Source organism: Methylobacillus glycogenes JCM 2850 (assembly GCF_000617925.1).
Classification (GTDB): domain Bacteria; phylum Pseudomonadota; class Gammaproteobacteria; order Burkholderiales; family Methylophilaceae; genus Methylobacillus; species Methylobacillus glycogenes.
Genome location: NZ_BAMT01000004.1, coordinates 55,412 through 71,704 on the forward strand (window position 1 = coordinate 55,412; position 16,293 = coordinate 71,704).

The 16,293-nt window shown below is 53.0% G+C and carries 17 protein-coding genes and 3 pseudogenes; 10 read left to right on the plus strand and 10 right to left on the minus strand.

Going from position 1 to position 16,293, the window contains the following annotated elements:
- Positions 1 to 69: 69 nt before the first annotated feature.
- Genes JCM2850_RS07505 through JCM2850_RS07515 form a run of 3 tightly spaced genes read right to left on the minus strand, consistent with a single transcriptional unit; the run spans position 70 to position 2,360 of the window.
- Entirely contained in the window at positions 70 to 930 is an 861-nt protein-coding gene (locus JCM2850_RS07505) for a CorC family transporter (RefSeq protein WP_025870883.1), read from the minus strand.
- 9 nt (positions 931 to 939) lie between these two features.
- Positions 940 to 1,389, minus strand: coding sequence for an rRNA maturation RNase YbeY (ybeY, locus tag JCM2850_RS07510; RefSeq protein ID WP_025870885.1), 450 nt, complete (start codon positions 1,387 to 1,389; stop codon positions 940 to 942).
- Positions 1,389 to 2,360, minus strand: coding sequence for a PhoH family protein (locus JCM2850_RS07515; protein WP_025870887.1), 972 nt, complete (start codon positions 2,358 to 2,360; stop codon positions 1,389 to 1,391). The genes ybeY and JCM2850_RS07515 overlap by 1 nt, the downstream gene beginning before the upstream one ends.
- A gap of 292 nt (positions 2,361 to 2,652) precedes the next feature.
- On the opposite strand from JCM2850_RS07515, the pseudogene cysG reads away from it, so the two are divergent.
- Positions 2,653 to 4,045 (plus strand): annotated as a pseudogene (gene cysG / locus JCM2850_RS17935) (siroheme synthase CysG).
- Here the strand turns inward: cysG and JCM2850_RS07530 are convergent.
- Complete coding sequence (locus tag JCM2850_RS07530) at positions 3,975 to 5,339, minus strand: ATP-binding protein (RefSeq protein WP_025870889.1); 1,365 nt, start codon at positions 5,337 to 5,339, stop codon at positions 3,975 to 3,977. The pseudogene cysG and the gene JCM2850_RS07530 overlap by 71 nt on opposite strands.
- A 76-nt stretch (positions 5,340 to 5,415) precedes the next feature.
- Positions 5,416 to 6,144 carry an osmolarity response regulator transcription factor OmpR gene (gene ompR / locus JCM2850_RS07535; protein WP_025870891.1) on the minus strand — a complete coding sequence of 243 codons (729 nt, stop codon included), beginning with the start codon at positions 6,142 to 6,144 and terminating at the stop codon, positions 5,416 to 5,418.
- 456 nt (positions 6,145 to 6,600) lie between these two features.
- Here ompR and JCM2850_RS17940 point away from each other — a divergent pair, with 456 nt between their 5' ends.
- Positions 6,601 to 7,122 (plus strand): EF-hand domain-containing protein, encoded by a 522-nt coding sequence (locus JCM2850_RS17940; protein WP_159105136.1) that lies wholly within the window; start codon positions 6,601 to 6,603, stop codon positions 7,120 to 7,122.
- A gap of 10 nt (positions 7,123 to 7,132) precedes the next feature.
- Here JCM2850_RS17940 and JCM2850_RS21830 read toward each other — a convergent pair whose 3' ends face one another.
- A complete protein-coding gene (locus JCM2850_RS21830; protein ID WP_199898289.1) occupies positions 7,133 to 7,390 on the minus strand; it encodes a hypothetical protein in 258 nt (85 codons plus the stop codon).
- Between JCM2850_RS21830 and JCM2850_RS07545 the strand changes: the two genes are divergently transcribed.
- Together JCM2850_RS07545 and JCM2850_RS17945 are read left to right on the plus strand one after the other, a co-directional pair.
- Positions 7,353 to 7,565: a YMGG-like glycine zipper-containing protein gene (locus tag JCM2850_RS07545; protein WP_025870894.1), complete on the plus strand. Its 213-nt coding sequence runs from the start codon at positions 7,353 to 7,355 to the stop codon at positions 7,563 to 7,565. The genes JCM2850_RS21830 and JCM2850_RS07545 overlap by 38 nt on opposite strands.
- A 394-nt stretch (positions 7,566 to 7,959) precedes the next feature.
- A pseudogene (locus JCM2850_RS17945) lies at positions 7,960 to 9,050 on the plus strand (GNAT family N-acetyltransferase).
- A gap of 110 nt (positions 9,051 to 9,160) precedes the next feature.
- Here JCM2850_RS17945 and ybaL read toward each other — a convergent pair.
- Positions 9,161 to 10,826: pseudogene (ybaL, locus tag JCM2850_RS17950) on the minus strand (YbaL family putative K(+) efflux transporter).
- Between the two features lie 389 nt (positions 10,827 to 11,215).
- Here ybaL and JCM2850_RS07570 point away from each other — a divergent pair.
- From JCM2850_RS07570 to JCM2850_RS21605, 3 genes are all read left to right on the plus strand, one after another.
- Positions 11,216 to 11,719: an SRPBCC family protein gene (locus tag JCM2850_RS07570; RefSeq protein WP_051525313.1), complete on the plus strand. Its 504-nt coding sequence runs from the start codon at positions 11,216 to 11,218 to the stop codon at positions 11,717 to 11,719.
- A 37-nt stretch (positions 11,720 to 11,756) separates the two neighbouring features.
- Positions 11,757 to 11,951 carry a hypothetical protein gene (locus tag JCM2850_RS07575; RefSeq protein ID WP_025870898.1) on the plus strand — a complete coding sequence of 65 codons (195 nt, stop codon included), beginning with the start codon at positions 11,757 to 11,759 and terminating at the stop codon, positions 11,949 to 11,951.
- 163 nt (positions 11,952 to 12,114) lie between these two features.
- Positions 12,115 to 12,279 carry a hypothetical protein gene (locus JCM2850_RS21605; protein ID WP_159105137.1) on the plus strand — a complete coding sequence of 55 codons (165 nt, stop codon included), beginning with the start codon at positions 12,115 to 12,117 and terminating at the stop codon, positions 12,277 to 12,279.
- 17 nt (positions 12,280 to 12,296) lie between these two features.
- Here the strand turns inward: JCM2850_RS21605 and JCM2850_RS07585 are convergent, their stop codons facing one another.
- Together JCM2850_RS07585 and JCM2850_RS07590 are read right to left on the minus strand one after the other, a co-directional pair.
- Positions 12,297 to 12,557, minus strand: a complete 261-nt coding sequence (locus tag JCM2850_RS07585) for a hypothetical protein (RefSeq protein ID WP_025870899.1) — start codon at positions 12,555 to 12,557, stop codon at positions 12,297 to 12,299.
- A 235-nt stretch (positions 12,558 to 12,792) separates the two neighbouring features.
- The gene (locus JCM2850_RS07590) at positions 12,793 to 13,062 is read right to left on the minus strand and encodes a hypothetical protein (RefSeq protein WP_148301214.1); all 270 of its coding nucleotides are present in this window, start codon (positions 13,060 to 13,062) and stop codon (positions 12,793 to 12,795) included.
- A gap of 235 nt (positions 13,063 to 13,297) precedes the next feature.
- On the opposite strand from JCM2850_RS07590, the gene JCM2850_RS17955 reads away from it, so the two are divergent.
- The gene (locus JCM2850_RS17955; protein ID WP_369384862.1) at positions 13,298 to 13,717 is read left to right on the plus strand and encodes a superoxide dismutase family protein; all 420 of its coding nucleotides are present in this window, start codon (positions 13,298 to 13,300) and stop codon (positions 13,715 to 13,717) included.
- 107 nt (positions 13,718 to 13,824) lie between these two features.
- On the opposite strand, the gene JCM2850_RS07605 is transcribed toward JCM2850_RS17955, so the two are convergent.
- The gene (locus tag JCM2850_RS07605; protein ID WP_025870903.1) at positions 13,825 to 14,175 is read right to left on the minus strand and encodes a hypothetical protein; all 351 of its coding nucleotides are present in this window, start codon (positions 14,173 to 14,175) and stop codon (positions 13,825 to 13,827) included.
- A 414-nt stretch (positions 14,176 to 14,589) separates the two neighbouring features.
- On the opposite strand from JCM2850_RS07605, the gene JCM2850_RS21835 reads away from it, so the two are divergent.
- Complete coding sequence (locus JCM2850_RS21835; RefSeq protein WP_234406164.1) at positions 14,590 to 15,120, plus strand: phospholipase D-like domain-containing protein; 531 nt, start codon at positions 14,590 to 14,592, stop codon at positions 15,118 to 15,120.
- Positions 15,033 to 15,944: a phospholipase D-like domain-containing protein gene (locus JCM2850_RS21840; protein ID WP_199898274.1), complete on the plus strand. Its 912-nt coding sequence runs from the start codon at positions 15,033 to 15,035 to the stop codon at positions 15,942 to 15,944. The genes JCM2850_RS21835 and JCM2850_RS21840 overlap by 88 nt, the downstream gene beginning before the upstream one ends.
- The last annotated feature ends 349 nt before the right edge of the window (positions 15,945 to 16,293 follow it).

Consider the following 16,293-nt stretch of genomic DNA (forward strand, 5'->3'; position numbering starts at 1 on the left):
GTTTTGAGCTTGAATTCTTGCCTAAAGTTCCAGTGATGACAATGACTTATGCGTTTATTGCTGTGCGCCTTATTCCGCGCCGTTTTCTAGTTGGGGCGGGATGATTTCTACCAATAGTGAATAAACACGGCGGCTATCTGCACGCAAGACGGTGACATTGAGATTGTCGAATGTAACTTCCTCACCGCGCTTGGGCATATGCTGGAACTGGCTGACGACCAGACCACCTATGGTGGAAAATTCTTCGTCGCTAAGCTGGGTGCCCAGCACTTCATTAAAGTCGCTGATCTCGGTCAGCGCTTTGACGCGATACCGGCCATGCGCGTCCTGGATGATATTGTCTTCGTTCTCGTCCTCGTCAAACTCATCCTCAATATCGCCGACAATTTGCTCCAGCACGTCTTCAATCGTCACCATGCCCGCTACGCCACCGTATTCATCGACGACAATGGCGATATGGTTGCGGTTGCTGCGGAACTCCTTGAGCAGCACATTCAAGCGCTTGGATTCAGGGATAAACAAGGCAGGGCGCAGCATTTCGCGCACATCAAATTCCGGGCTGCTGTAAAAGCGCAGCAAGTCCTTGGCCAGCAGAATACCAATGACGTCATCCTTGTTTTCGCCTATGACCGGGAAGCGCGAGTGCGCGGCTTCAATGACAAAGGGAATGAATTTTTCTGGGGGGTCGGTGATGTCGATGACATCCATTTGCGAGCGCGGGATCATGATGTCACGCACCTGCATTTCGGAGACCTGCAACACGCCTTCTATCATGGCCAGCGCATCGGCATCCAGCAGGCTGTTCTCGTAGGCGGTGTGCAGTTGCTCTATGAGTTGTTCACGATCTTCAGGCTCGCGCAGCAGAAAATTGGTCAGGCGTTCCAGCCAGTGGGGTTTGTCGTTGGCGCTGCGTTTTTCCGGTTCAGCCATGGTAATGGTTTAGAGCTTCCGTTTTTCTGATAAATAGGGGTCAGCAAACCCGAGCTTGATCATGATCGCGGATTCCAGCGATTCCATGAGCTCGGCCTGCGCCTCCTCGATGTGATCATAACCGTGCATATGCAGTATGCCATGCACGGTGAGGTGCGCATAATGCGCTTCCAGCGTAATGCCCTGTTCCTGCGCTTCCCGGGCGACTACGGGCGCACACAGGATAATGTCGCCTATCAGCCAGGGTTCTTCGGTCAAGGGGAAGGTCAATACATTCGTAGCATAATCCTTGCCACGATAGTCGCGATTAAGCTCACGGCCTTCTTCTTCATCCACGATGCGCAGTGTAGCCTCGGTATCTACACGCAAGGTTGCACGCGCCCATTTGCGAAACTGTTGCTCGCTGGGCAATCCGCTGCTTTCTGTTGCTAGCTGCACACTCATCGCCAGCTTGGGCATTACTTGTTTCCTGTGTCTGTGGTGGATGCAGACTGACGTTCGCTATCGTAGCGCTCATAGGCATTGATGATTTTCTGCACCAATGGGTGGCGTACCACGTCATCGGAAAGGAATTGGGTAAAGGCAATACCGCGCACATCCTTAAGCACTTTTTGCGCCTCAACCAAACCGCTTTTCTGGCCGCGGGCCAAATCTATCTGTGTGACATCCCCGGTAATCACAGCCTTGGTACCAAAACCTATGCGGGTCAGGAACATCTTCATCTGCTCGGGCGTTGTGTTCTGCGCTTCATCCAGAATGATAAAGCTCTGGTTGAGCGTACGGCCACGCATATAGGCCAGTGGTGCCACTTCAATCGCGCCGCGTTCAAACATCTTGTTCACCGAGTCATAGCCTGCCAAGTCGTACAAGGCATCATAAAGTGGGCGTAAATAAGGATCTACCTTTTGTGACAAGTCTCCAGGTAAAAAGCCCAGGCGCTCGCCTGCTTCAACTGCGGGACGCACCAGCACAATGCGTTTGACGCGGTCACGCGTCATCGCATCAATGGCGCTGGCCACCGCCAGATAGGTTTTGCCAGTTCCGGCTGGGCCTATGCCAAAGGTGATGTCGTAATCCTGAATTTGCTGCAGATAGCTCACCTGACGCGGTGTACGGCCATGCAGATCCTGACGGCGGGTCATCAGTGTGGGCATGGCAGTGCTGACTTGCTCTGGTGCCAGTCGATCCAGTTCTACCAGGCCTAGCTGTATTTCTTCCAGACTCACTGGCTTGCTGGCGCGGGAGTAATAATTCTCTACTAATTGTGCCGCCAGCCTGGTGTTGGTTTGTTCCCCGGCAATACGGAAATGTGCACCGCGGCGGGAAATGGTCACCTCCAGGGCATCCTCGATTTGCTTGAGGTTTTCATCCAGCGCACCGCACAAATTGGCGAGTCGCAGATTGTCTTCAGGGTTTAGGGTGAACTCCAAGGCAAATCCTAATTGAGTGAGTCAGTGCAGGCGCAAGCTGCGCCTGATGAGATGGGGCTATGAGGGAAATGCTGGTGCAATCTGACCTGCTGCTGACGGCCCAAACTATCGGTCAAGCCAGTGACTGGCGTATTCATGCTGCTGGTGGAGTGCGCGGAGATGAATAAAAATGCGCGGCTTGAGTGGGGGGTCGACGTTGCAGGCTGCAAAATAGCGTAGAAAAAACAGTATGGTAAGGACGCATTCTAGCTTAGCTGCTGCAGAATGCCAATCGCGGGGTAAAATGTCGCGCATGGAAACCTTGCCTATTTTTCTCAAACTCCGCCAACGTCTTGCAGTGGTCATAGGCGGCGGCGAAGTCGCCAGCCGCAAGGTCAAACTCTTGCACAAGGCCGGGGCGCGTATTTGCGTGGTCGCACCCGAGCTGCATGCCGAGCTTGAAGACATGTTGTCATTGGCGCACATCAGCCATGTGGCGGCGGTATTTTCACCCCAGCATCTGACAGGGGCGGTAGTCGTCATCGCCGCTACTGATAATGAGGACGTCAACCGTGAAGTATCGCTGGCGGCCCAGGCGGCCAATATCCCGGTCAATGTGGTGGATGCGCCCGAGTTATGTACCTTTATCGTGCCTTCGATTGTCGATAGATCGCCCTTGCTGGTGGCTGTTTCCAGCGGTGGTGCCGCGCCTGTCCTGGCGCGCATGCTGCGTACGCGCATAGAAACCATGATCTGCCAGCTATGGCCGCTTGGCGGCACTGGCGGGCGAGTTCCGTGATGTAGTCAAGCAACGCTTCAGCAACGGCCAGCAGCGGCGCATCTTCTGGGAAGATGTGTTTCAAGGCCCCATAGGAGAGCTGATGCTCTCCGGCCAGGAAACCCAAGCCAGAGAGGCACTGCAAGCTGCAACCATGGGCAGCGGCGAATTGCATTTTGGCGAAGTCTATTTAGTGGGAGGCGGCCCGGGTGACCCAGACCTGCTCACCTTCCGCGCGCTGCGTCTGATGCAGCAGGCCGATGTCTGCGTTTACGACAAGCTGGTGAGCAAGGAAGTGATGGAACTGGTCAGGCGCGATGCTGAATTGATTTATGTCGGCAAATCACGCGATCAACACACTTTGCCGCAGGAAGATATCAACCAGTTGTTAGTACGCCTGGCCAAGGAAGGCAAGCGTGTACTAAGGCTCAAGGGTGGTGACCCGTTTATCTTTGGCCGTGGCGGAGAAGAGATTGAAACCCTCATGGAACACCAGGTACCTTTCCAGGTGGTGCCAGGAATTACCGCTGCCAATGGTGTATCGAGTTATGCCGGGATTCCACTAACGCATAGAGACTATGCACAATCTTGCCTCTTCACCACCGGGCATCTCAAGGATGGCAGTGTGGATCTTGATTGGCCAGCTTTGGTGAGAACAGGCCAGACAGTGGTGATCTATATGGGGCTGGTGGGCTTGCCGGAAATCTGCAAGCAGTTGATTGCGCATGGCGCAGCGCCTGAGCTACCGATTGCCATAGTGCAGCAGGGCACCACCCAGCGTCAGCGCGTGGTGGCGGGCACCTTAGCCAGCCTGCCGGGGCAAGTGGAGGGCGCAGGCTTGCGTGCGCCTTGCCTGATTATTGTCGGGGAGGTTGTGCGTTTACGCGAAAAGCTTGCTTGGTTTGCACCGTCACCTGCGGCTGAATAGGTAGCGTCAGTCTGGCTTCCAAACCGCCCTGCGGCCGATTGAGCAGGGTGAGTTGTCCGCGGTGCAGTTTGGCAATGCGGTCCGCAATTGCCAGGCCCAAGCCACTACCACTCATATTGCCACGTGCAGTATCTAAACGCTCAAATGGCCGCAGCAGACGTTCCATTTGCGAGGCAGGGATGCCGGGGCCGTTGTCCAGCACGCTGAGTATGATATTGCCTGCCGTGATACGCGTTGCCAATGTCACCTCGCCGCCGCCATAGGCAAAGGCGTTATCCACCAGATTGCCCAGCAGACGCTGCATGGCCAGTGGCCTGAGCGGGATTAAGTGCGTAGGGGCCAATGACATGGCAATCTTGCGACCTGCACGTATATGCCTGTCGGCAATCGAAGTCAGCAAGGCATTGAGGTCCATCATCTGCGTCGGTTCACCTTCAATACCGCGCACAAAATCGAGGAACTGATGGATGATGTTATCCATATCGCCTATATCTTGAATCATCCCGGTCTTGAGGCTGGCGCAGGATTCATCCGGCAGCATTTCTACCGATAAGCGCAAGCGCGCCAGAGGTGTACGCAAATCATGCGAAATACCAGCCAATAACAGCGTACGTTCATTATCCAGCCTGACCAGGGCCTCGGTCATTTCATTAAAGGTGCGGCTGACTTCACGCAGCTCATGCGCGCCTTCTTCAGGCAAAGGTGGGGGATATTCACCGCTACTCAAGCGGCCAGCGGCCTTGACCAGCAAGCGTAGCGGATGGTGAATGTTAGAGGCAATCAAGTAGGCACCCAGCAGTGACAGCATAATCACCAAAGCCCCCCAGCCCAGCCATTGCCAGGGGAAGGGGCGGTTAACCTGTATGCGTGGAATCACCACCCAATAATCATCCTGCCCGAGGTTGAAGCTCACCCACAGCCCAGGGATACCGAAATGATTCATGGCCACCAGGGTGTCCTTGCCTAGCCGCTCGCGTATCTTTTGCGCAATCAGGTGTATCAGATGGTCATTCGGCAGCGGCTCGATTTCTTCCAGCATATCGGCAGCATAAATGCGCACGCCTTCACGGCCTGAGAGTTCGGACAGCAGCGCCAGACGGCGGTTTTCATGGGCGGCAAGCAGGGAGGCCCGCGTGTAGTTGACTACCGTGATGGCCTGCAGGGCTGCGGCCATGGCGCGCGGCTCGCTTTCAAAGTAATCGAACAGCTTGAGTGCGGCAAACTGCCCTGCGGCCAGCAACAGGGCAATCAGCAGCATGACGCGGGCCAGCAGGGTACGGGGTAGCAGATTCACGTTTTAGCGACGAGTGAAGAGCATGGGGTGATGAGCATGAGTAAAGGGCGAAAACGTTGTGCTGGCAATCAGTCGCCTAGCTCTTCTGACTTTCACCATCCGGCACAAATACATAGCCAAAGCCCCACATGGTCTGCAGGTAGCGTGGATGTGCAGGATCGGGTTCTATCAATCGGCGCAGGCGTGACACCTGCACATCAATACTACGGTCAAACACATCAAGCTCACGACCGCGCGCCAGTTGCATCAGGCGATCACGTGAAAGCGGCTGACGTGGGTGGTCAACAAATACCTTAAGCAAGGCAAACTCGCCACTGGTAATGGTGACAGGCTCGCCATTCTTGGTAAGCGTGCGGGTTGATGGGTCAAAAATGAAATCACCAAAGCTGATATGGTCGGCCTCGGCTACTGGGGTGCCAGGGGGCAAGCGCCCATGTCTGCGCATGACGGCATTGATGCGGGCAAGTAATTCGCGTGGATTGAAGGGCTTGGGCAGGTAATCATCGGCGCCCATTTCCAGACCTATGATGCGGTCTATCTCATCGCCGCGGGCTGTGAGCATGACGACAGGGATTGTGCTGCCATTGGCGCGCAGGCGTCTACAGATGGCCAGGCCATCCTCACCCGGCAGCATGAGGTCGAGTACCAACAAGTCGACATGTTCATGCGCCAGCACCTGATCCATTTCCGCAGCGTCAGAAACCGTTTTTACGGTAAAACCCTGCTCGCCAAGATAACGTTGCAACAACTCGCGCATGCGCAGGTCGTCGTCCACCATTAATATTTTTTTCGCGGGTGTCTGCATATATGTATTTTCTGCGGAAATGGGGTTATCTGAAAAGGATTATTTAGTAATACTTATCTGCTGTATGCATGCTCAAGCGCTGCTTTGCTGCATATCTGCATGTTATTGGTATGATCCGGCTAAATTCAAGTCACCATTATTGTTACAAATTTTTACATCGAGTCGTCATTATGAAACATTCAGTTTACATCAATGGGTGATCATGACGCCTCATTCGGGTGCATCCCCATCAATAGCGTGCGTGTGATATTCAAAATTCAGAATGTTCAAACCGTGCTAAACCGATGAGCTTTATAAATTTTAACGTGTATGGTCCTGTGCTGCTTGAGTGCGCCAGGTGTTGAGGTTTAGGCAAGCATAAAAGGCAGGCGACTCACATGATCTGTAAGTGTATGGTTTAGCTGTATGTTGATACTGACCAGTGACTTTCTACTACATCAAAAGCAGCTTTGCTTGATGGCTGTCGCATTACTTGCCGTTGCAGGGCATGCCTGGGCTGCAGGTTCACGCGATGCTGCTGAAGTGCTCATTAGTGATGCCGATATTCAGGAAGTGCCAACGGCACACATACACCAGACCCTGGATAGCAAGATCAGTCTGGAAGATCGTATGCGTTTGCGTCGTGATCTGGACGAGTATTCCCGTAGTGTGGACGCTGCCCATGCGCAGATTGAAGAGCGCCGCCGTATTATGCGTCAACGGATTCTTGAGCGTTTTCAGAGTTCGGACAAAGACAACAATGGTGTGATCTCACGTGAAGAAGCGTCTGAGACCTTGCCGCAAGTTGCGCGTCATTTCATGCAGTTTGATTTGAATGGCGACGGTGTCATTACCATGAACGAGCTGGAAACCGTGCAGGCACGTATTGCTGAGCGTCAGCATAAAGCCATAGAGAAAAAAGAATTACAGGATATTGCCGAGCCAGCAACGGCAAGGGTTAAAGAAGTGACTGCAGTAAACGTGAAACGCGCACTGTAGGCGGTAAGTACTAGCGAATTCCAATAATAAACTTCCTTGTGTATGACTTTGAAGCACTGCCTTGCCGGGACAGTGCTTTTATTTTGTCTTTTTTTAGCGACAAATTTAGCTGATTTTTAGCACCTGAGAATTTTATATTATTGATATTAAATAAGTTTTTATGTTGGCCTGCAATTTGCTCATCAATAAGTACACAGGCCCAGGTGCCTGAAACTTGTGAGGATAAAGTGATGAATAAGACCATCATGAGTGCAATGATCATTGTCATGCTGACCGGCTGCTCCGGTTTGTCGACCAAACAGAAAAATGCCGCCACTGGCGCTGCCATAGGCGGTGTTGCTGGGGCTGTACTGACCGGGGGTAGCTCTTTCGGAACCGTGGGTGGTGCTGCCATAGGCGGTGTGATCGGCCACGGGGTGGATTCTGCCGGAAAGCGCAAATAAGTCAGGTCTGGCTGATGATTCAGCAGGCTTAAGCAACAATTACTAGGCTGTCGTGTTATAGCGACAGTTGGCAGCTCCACTGCCCAGTCTCCGCTTCACCACTATTTTGCTGTTGCCAACCTTGAGTTGCGATGGCGAGTAGTGGTGTTTTTTTTGCCTGCTGCATCAGCACCTTTTGTTGTGCCTGGGCTGGGAGGGTGCAGGCTAAAGCCATTCATAGTCATGTCAAAACCTAGTATGCTGAGCCTGCAGCGCAAGCAGGTGGCCGTGCTGCTGAAGATGGGCGAGTTAATCATAGGCAAGTTAATCATGGGCAAGATATAAGGGGAGCAAGGCATTGACTGAGGCAGGGCAGCATGAAATCACCATAAGTCTGAGTGACGGCGTGCGCGAAGTGGCGCAACCCGAATGGGATGCCCTCAGTGATGGTTCGCCGCAACTAAGCCACGCATTTCTCAGCGCCCTGGAACGTAGCGGCTCGGTGGGTGAGGGTACTGGCTGGGAGCCTATGCCTTTGCTGGTCAGGCGCGCTGGTCAGTTAATCGGTGCGGTGCCGCTTTATCTCAAGCATCATTCCTATGGCGAGTATGTATTTGATTGGTCCTGGGCCGAGGCCTATGCCCAGCAGAAAATGGCGTATTACCCCAAACTCATCGCCGCCATTCCATTTACGCCTTTAACCGGGGCGCGGTTGCTCTCGCCAGATCCGCTAATACGCCAGACCATGGCGCATGCCTTGCTCGAGTGTATGGCGCAATTGGAATTGTCCTCGGTGCATGTGTTGTTTCCGGATGACAGCAGTGCGGAGAGCCTGGAACAACTGGGCTGGGCCAAGCGGCAGGGTATGCAATTTCGCTGGCACAACCCCGGCTTTGCCAGTTTTCATGACTTTCTTATGTCCTTGTCTCATGACAAGCGCAAGAAAATCAAGCAGGAACGGCGCAAGGTGCAAGAGGCCGGGGTCAGCTGCAGGCGCTTGTGTGCCACAGAAATTACCGAGCGCGATTGGGACTTTTTTTATAAGTGTTATATCAACACTTATCTGGAGCACCGCTCTACACCCTACCTCACCAAAGCCTTCTTTGAAGAAATCAGCCTCACCCTGGGCGAGCATATTTTAATGGTGATAGCCGAGCGTGATGGCAGGCGTATAGGCGCAGCCTTAATCTGTTTGATGGGCAGAGCTTGTATGGTCGCTACTGGGGCGCATTAAGCTATGTGCCCAATTTGCACTTTGAGTTGTGCTATTACCAGGCGCAGGAGTTTTGTATAGAGCGCGGCATCACTTATTTTGAAGGTGGCGCTCAGGGAGAGCACAAGCTGGCCCGTGGTTTCAGTGCCAGACCAACTTGTTCATTCCATACCTTGGCCCATGCCGATTTTGATGCGGCTGTCCGGCGCTTTTTGGCACGCGAGGAGTTAGGGATGCAGCAATATCAGCATGAGCTGGACGAGCGCGCGCCATTTCGCAAGCTGGATATTTGATCGCTGGGCCATGCTGCATAAACCTATTCAGCATGGCTGGCGACTCGACCTCAGGGTTTGGATGTTATTGCCTAGGTGTTATTGCTTGGATGTTATTGCTTAGCTAAAGCCTACCACTCAACGCCAGCACGCACCCAGTTGGCCATGCCTTTGGCAATTTCACGCTCGCCCATGATGGTGTAGGAAGCACCATGCTTTTCCAGGTGCGCTATCTGCGCGTCGGAATGCGCTCTGGCGACAATTTCAATCTGCGGATTGATCTTGCGGGCATATTCTATGATGTGTCCGGCTTCCAAGGCGTCAGGGATGGCCACCAGCAGCCAGCGTGCGGATTTGAGGTTGGCGGCCTCCATCATGCCTGGGGCGGCGGCATTGCCGCATAAGGCAGGCGTGCCTTGTTCACGCAAGGCCTGCACCACTTCAGGCTGATCTTCCAGCACGATAAAGTTGATCCTGCTGCACCAGCGAAGCGCCAACCAGACGGCCCACACGGCCATAACCCACCAGCACGGCATGGGCATGCAGATAAGGATAGGAAATGGTGCGCGTGCCACTCTCACCCTTGAGCGGACGTTTTTCCTCACGCTGCAATAACCAGGGCTTGAGCTTGTCGAGGCCAACAAACAATAAGGGATTGATCAGGATGGAAAGAATAGCGCCGCTGAGAATGAGATCGCGGCCAGTATCAGACAACAGCCCCAGTGAAATACCCAGCGTGGCGAGAATAAAGGAGAACTCGCCTATCTGTGCCAGGCTGGCTGAGATGGTGAGGGCAGTGCCCAGCGGGTGGCGGAAGGCGAGCACAATGGCAAATGCCGCCAGCGATTTACCAATCACGATAATGAACAAGGTGGCGAGAATCAGCCAGGGCTCACGAATCAGGATGGACGGATCAAACAGCATGCCCACCGAAACAAAAAACAGCACTGCAAACGCATCACGCAGGGGCAAGGATTCTTCGGCAGCGCGGTGACTGAGTTCTGACTCGCTGAGTATCATGCCGGCAAAGAATGCCCCCAACGCAAACGACACACCAAAGATATAAGTGGCACCCAAGGCAAAGCCAAGCGCAATCGCCAGCACCGCCAGGCGGAATAACTCACGTGAACCAGTGGCGGCAGTGCGCGCCAGCAACCAGGGAATCACGCGTCGGCCAACGATGAGCATCACGGCAACAAAAGCCACCACCTTGCCTATGGTCAAGGCTAGCGTGCTGAAAAGCTCGCTGCCATCTAGATCATTACCCTGACCTCCCAGCATGCCACTCAAGGCTGGCACCATCACCAGCGTCAGCACCATGGCTATATCCTCAACAATCAGCCAGCCTATGGCAATCTGGCCGCGCTTGGTTTCCAGTATGCGTCTTTCCTGCAAGGCGGTGAGCAAAACCACGGTACTGGCCGTGGATAAGGCCAGGCCGAAAATAAGGCCTTCGCCCAAGGGCCAGCCTATGGCCAATGCCAGGGTCAGGCCCAGCAGTGTGGCAATGGCAATTTGTACGATAGCACCGGGGATGGCAATGGATTTGACCGAGAGCAGATCACGCAGGGAAAAATGCAGCCCCACGCCAAACATCAGCAGAATCACGCCAATTTCTGCCAGCTCCTGGGCTAAGTGCGCATCAGCAACAAACCCTGGGGTGTAAGGGCCAACCACCACCCCGGCAATCAAATAGCCTACCAGCGGTGGCATGCGCAGGCGGTTGGCGAGCATGCCAAAAACAAAGGCAAGCACTAGACCTCCAACGATGGTGGCGATTAGGGGGGTATGCTCCATCCGGGGGTGACACCTTTCAACGTGCTTGAGATGAGAAACGCGCGCGGACGGGCATAGGGGTCTACGCCATGCCGTCGTCCACAGGCCGTGTGAAATTAACCCAAGAATGTGTAGATTTGCAACTTTTTAAATGAAATTTCGCCATTAACTGGCGATAAATCACAGCGTTTATGCGGGTTAATGCCAGGTGCAAGTTTCATTAAGTGCTTGCACCAGCTGGGCTTATTTTGTGTCGAGGGCAAACAAAGCGGTTGCAATATCTGACAGAAAATTAGGACTAGGCTAGCTCATGCCTGTGGCCAGCACTGCTTACACTGATGGCATCAGTCTTGAACCCGCAAAGCGAGCGCTGGGCGCAAAGCAAATGGTGAGTGAGAGGCTTGTTACCTATGCATCAGATCATTGTAGACCGATTGGAGTCCATCATGCCCACCATAGAGAAGACCATCGATGTCAACGTCCCTGTCAATATTGCCTATAACCAGTGGACGCAATTTGAGACTTTCCCCAATTTCATGCACAGCGTCATCAACGTCAGACAACTCGATGACACGCATATCTGGTGGCTGGCCCAACTGGGTGGCCTCGCAGGTGAGTGTGAAGTTGAAATCATAGATCAGGTGCCCGATGACCATATTGCTTGGCGTAGTGTTTCTGGCATCAGTAATGCAGGGGTAGTGTCATTTCAGCATGTAGAACAACATGCCACCCGCGTGCATATTGAGATTGAGTTTGGCAGCGGCGAGATGCCAGAGCGCGTGACCAGCATCATAGAGCGCAAACTGGGTGAAGATTTGCAACGCTATCGTGAACTGCTGGAATCGCGCAAAGCCCCTGCTGGCGGCTGGCGTGGACATGTATCAAACAAGACTGAAAGCGCCGTGCGCCATTAATTTATGTATAGCGTTTGTACAAATACTGAGGTGAAGTATGGGATTGTTTCAAATCAATGTACGTGAAAAAGCCGCAGCGGATGAAGCGGCGCCACTGTGGAGCAGTCAGATCAATGCAGCGGATGTGGAAGAAGCCTATCGCCTAGGCAAGGCGCAGTTTGAGGCAGAACGGCCAGATTTGAGCTCTGCCGCTGTCAGCATTGAGGCGCTGGCAGGGTATGTAGAAAAGTAGTGAGTTGAGTCAAGCTGTTGCAGTAAAACCTATCGCTTGCTAGTGAAAACTGACTGGCAAATCTCAATGACAATCACAGAGGAGTTGGCATGGATAGCCTAGTTACCAAGCTTAAAACCCCTTCACCCCATCACAAGGTCACCTTGCAGGCACAGGCTTCACCTTGTTGCCCACGGATGACAGCGAAGGCGCGCTGGAAGATTTTCAGGTGGTGGCAGAAGAGGCATTGCATTATGCGGGCAATGCCTACAAAGTCATGGGCACGCCAGCCCAGGCGCAACGTTCAGGTTACTGCAGTATTGAGTTCAAGCAGATGAGAGCGGATTGAAGCACCGCAGTGAATACTTAATCGTTGCAAAGCGCCAGCCACTTCTCAATATAACTGTTGAGGTAGTCGTCACCACCCTCAATGCTACTGCCTATCAAGCCTTGTCGTAGAAGCTTGTCACGCTGTTGAATAATCGAGGAGCGCAAAGCACTTTTGTCAGGGTGGGAATCCACCACTGCTTTCATCAAGAGTCTATACTCCAGACTTTCCAGCGTGCGTTGATTCAATTGCAAAGAGAGCGCATTCACTTGTGCCTGTAGCAGTGGAATTCTTTCCATAGTCTGTTTATTTTCCTAGCTAAGCTTCCCCGAATCTTTTAGTTTGCTGCTGTTTATATTGCCTTCGTCTTTTAACTCGTAGCAGCATTTAGCTTTTTAACATATTCCCTAGCGCTCGGTAGTGACATTTCACATAGGGATAATAATTATTTCCTGCTACAAAAAGCCACCTACTCTAAGCTGGCCCCAAACATAGCTGGAGCACAGATTCAATAGCGTGATATAGATTGTAGATTTAGGGGTTTTGACGATATTTGAGGATGAATTCGTTTTCCATGAATTCGCAGGCCTCGGCCACAAACTTCAGCTCAGTGGGGGACAAGGGCGAATTCTGGTGACGCTTCCAGCAATCCTTGATAGCGGAGCGGTCTGCCTTTTGTTCTGCACTATTGGCGATAGGGCTGGGTGCCAACGCGTAGTAGAGCAAGGCCAGTGCAATTAAAGCAGCAATGCCCAACCACATCCATACTTGGCTGCTCCAGCGCTTTGCATGGCTTGAATTCATGGGATCTCCTATTGTCTTTATTATTGGCAAGGTTGCCGATTCGCTTGATATTATGCATTGATTATCGTCAGGCTGAATTGTTCAATTTTTCCTGATGTCATAGGGCTAGCCCTTGACGTTTGCAAGCGGGATGATGGCGGTGTTGATGCCTGTGTGCTGAGCATAGGGTTTAAGCACTTGTTTTAAATACCACCGTGTTCACTGGACTCGACCAATACCAACAATAGGAGAAGTTATGAAATCACAATGGGCATTGCCCCTGCTGTTCACAAGTATGTTTTTAAGCAACCTGGCCCTGGCCGATATTGCCGTGCCAGTTCGATTGGTGGATGAGTCCGGCGTAGGTGAATCCCTGGGCCAGGTATTGGTGACCGAAAGCAAGTTTGGCGTAGTGTTTACCCCTGCGCTGAAAGGCTTGACCCCAGGTCTGCATGGTTTCCACCTGCATCAAAACCCCAGCTGCGATACCAATGAAAAAGATGGCAAGAAAGTGGCCGCAGGCGGTGCGGGCGGCCATCTGGACCCCGCCAATGCCAACAAGCATGGCACACCCTGGGGGATGGTCACCTGGGTGACCTGCCACCGCTATTTGTCGATGAAAGCGGCGCTGCCAACCAGCCCGTACTGGCGCCACGCCTCAAGCTCAAGGACGTGAATGGCCATGCTTGATCATTCATGCGGGTGGGGATAATCATTCAGATCATCCAGAAAAGCTGGGCGGTGGGGCAGGGCGAGTCGCCTGCGGGGTCATTAAGTAAGCGGCTACCGATCAGGCTGCGCGGGGCGCGAGCTAGTTGTTTCTGCGCCCGTATGCTCACTCAGTTCCGCATCGAGAATCTGCAGGCTGCGTTGTAATTGCTCCTGCAGATAGCGCGCCTGCGAGCGGCTGAGTACATAAGTGCGGCCTTGCTGCGCGACTGGAGTGGCCCTCGCAGCTTGACGCTTATTAGCAGTTTGCTTGCTGTTCACGGTTTGAGACTGTGATTGCGACAGTGATGGCGTCAGAGGTGCTAGAAAATCCGGCCGCAGCACTATCATACGATGCTCGGGTAATGGGCCTATGGTGATGTCAGTCACAGGATATAGAGGCAATATCAGTTTGGGTTCTGTCATGCGTCATCTCTTTCTCTTGTTGATGGCGATGGCATCAGAGGGAAAACATCTCGCGCTTGGCATGCTGCACCCTCTTGACCAAAGCCAGACTGAATGTTGACCCTGGGTTAAGCTAAAAATTCCGCAGGCTGGTCCTGCATGGCAAGAGTAGGAGAGGCCGTATGGAGCGTGTAACTTGGTAGTTGTTGCCGTAAGGAGACTGTGCTTGCGGCCCTCTTTGCTGCAATGCAAACACTGGGTGTTACTGCTACCTTTGCTATTGTCCATGGTCGGCTGTGCGCTACCACAAGTCCGGCTGCAAGATAAACCACCTTCACAGGCGCTCACGCCTGATGCCTCGGTAGATACCATGCTGGGGCAGACCATGTCACCCCTGCTGCGCAGCCATGCGGATCAATCGGGCATTATGCCTTGGTGGATGCCTATAGCGCATTTGCTGCACGTATTCTGCTGGCCAACTCCGCGCAGAAAACCCTGGATGTGCAGTATTACATCTGGCGTAACGACAATACTGGCATTCTATTGCTGCACGCACTGCATCAAGCCGCCGAGCGTGGTGTCCGCGTGCGTTTGTTGATTGATGACAACGGCATCAATAGCAGTATGGATGCCAGGCTGGCGGCGCTGGATAGTCATCCTCAAATTGAAGTGCGGCTATTTAATCCCTTCCCCTTCCGTACCTTTAAGCGCCTAGGTTATCTGACGGATTTTTTCCGCCTCAATCGGCGCATGCATAACAAGTCTTACACCGCAGACAATCAGGTCACCATCATAGGTGGGCGCAATGTCGGTGATGAGTATTTTGGTGCCAGTGAAGGTGTGCTGTTTGCTGATCTGGATGTAATGGCCATAGGCAGGTGGTCAATGACACCTCCAAAGATTTTGATCGCTATTGGGCCAGCGCCTCGGCCTATCCGGCCAGTGTTTTGTTGCCAGCCCCGGTAGCTGGCGAATTGGAGGCGCTGACGGCAGCGGCAGCACGCGCTGAGCAAACCGTGACCGGGGAAGGCTATCTCAAGGCGCTCAGCGAAAGCCAGTTTATTCGCGATTTTCTTGATGGGCGCCAGGATTTCGATTGGGCCAAGGTGGAGTTGCTCAGTGATAGTCCGGCCAAGATTCTTGGAGATGTACCCAAGGATGAGCTGATGATAGTCGACCTCGCACGCATACTACGCAGCCCGCGCCAGAGTGTTGATCTGGTCTCGCCTTATTTTGTGCCCACCCAGGTCGGCGTGGATGGCTTTTCTGCCATGGCTAAACGTGGCGTACAAGTACGCATACTGACCAATGCGCTTGAGTCTACCGATGTGGCTGCGGTGCATGCAGGTTATGCCAAGTGGCGTGTGCCGCTGTTGCAAGCCGGCATTCAGCTCTACGAAATGCGTGCTCAAGGCAGTTCCGCAAGCATGGCCAATTATCTGGGGCCGTTTGGTAGCTCAGGCTCCAGCCTGCATGCCAAGACATTCACCATAGATGGCGAGCGCGTATTTATAGGCTCATTCAATTTTGACCCACGCTCGGCCAGGCTCAATACCGAGCTGGGTTTTGTCATCGAAAGCCCGCGTCTGGCTAAAAAAGTGCAAGAGATTTTTGCGACCAGCGTGCCGCAAGGTGCTTATCAGGTGAGGCTAGATGCCCATGAAAAGTTGTATTGGCAGTCTTTTGAGCATGGCGTAGAGCAGCGCTATGACGTGGACCCTGGCACCACTTGGCTGCAACGTTTCACAGTGAAAATGCTGTCTATATTGCCTATAGATTGGCTGCTGTAATTCCCGCATATTGCCCGAGAGCCAGCAGGCGCTGAACGTAAAGAAGCGCGGCATAAGCAGTCTTGCACTACTGACTGCTCATGCCAGCGTTTAATATTAAGAGAGGTTCAGCTATCGCAGCTAATGATCAAGACCAAATCACGCTGCTTACCTATATAACTGTCCAGCAAGCAAAACCCTGACCTCACAACGCAAAATATTTTAAATTTTTTTCAGTGCCTGTTTACGCTGCGGGTTTGCTGCCTATTCATGGCTGAGCAGAGTCTTAATCAGTAGAGGTGGAACGCTTGGCCAAACAAGTCTTGATAGCAGTGCGTATGCATTGTCTAAGCGGTAGCCAAGTTTGCGA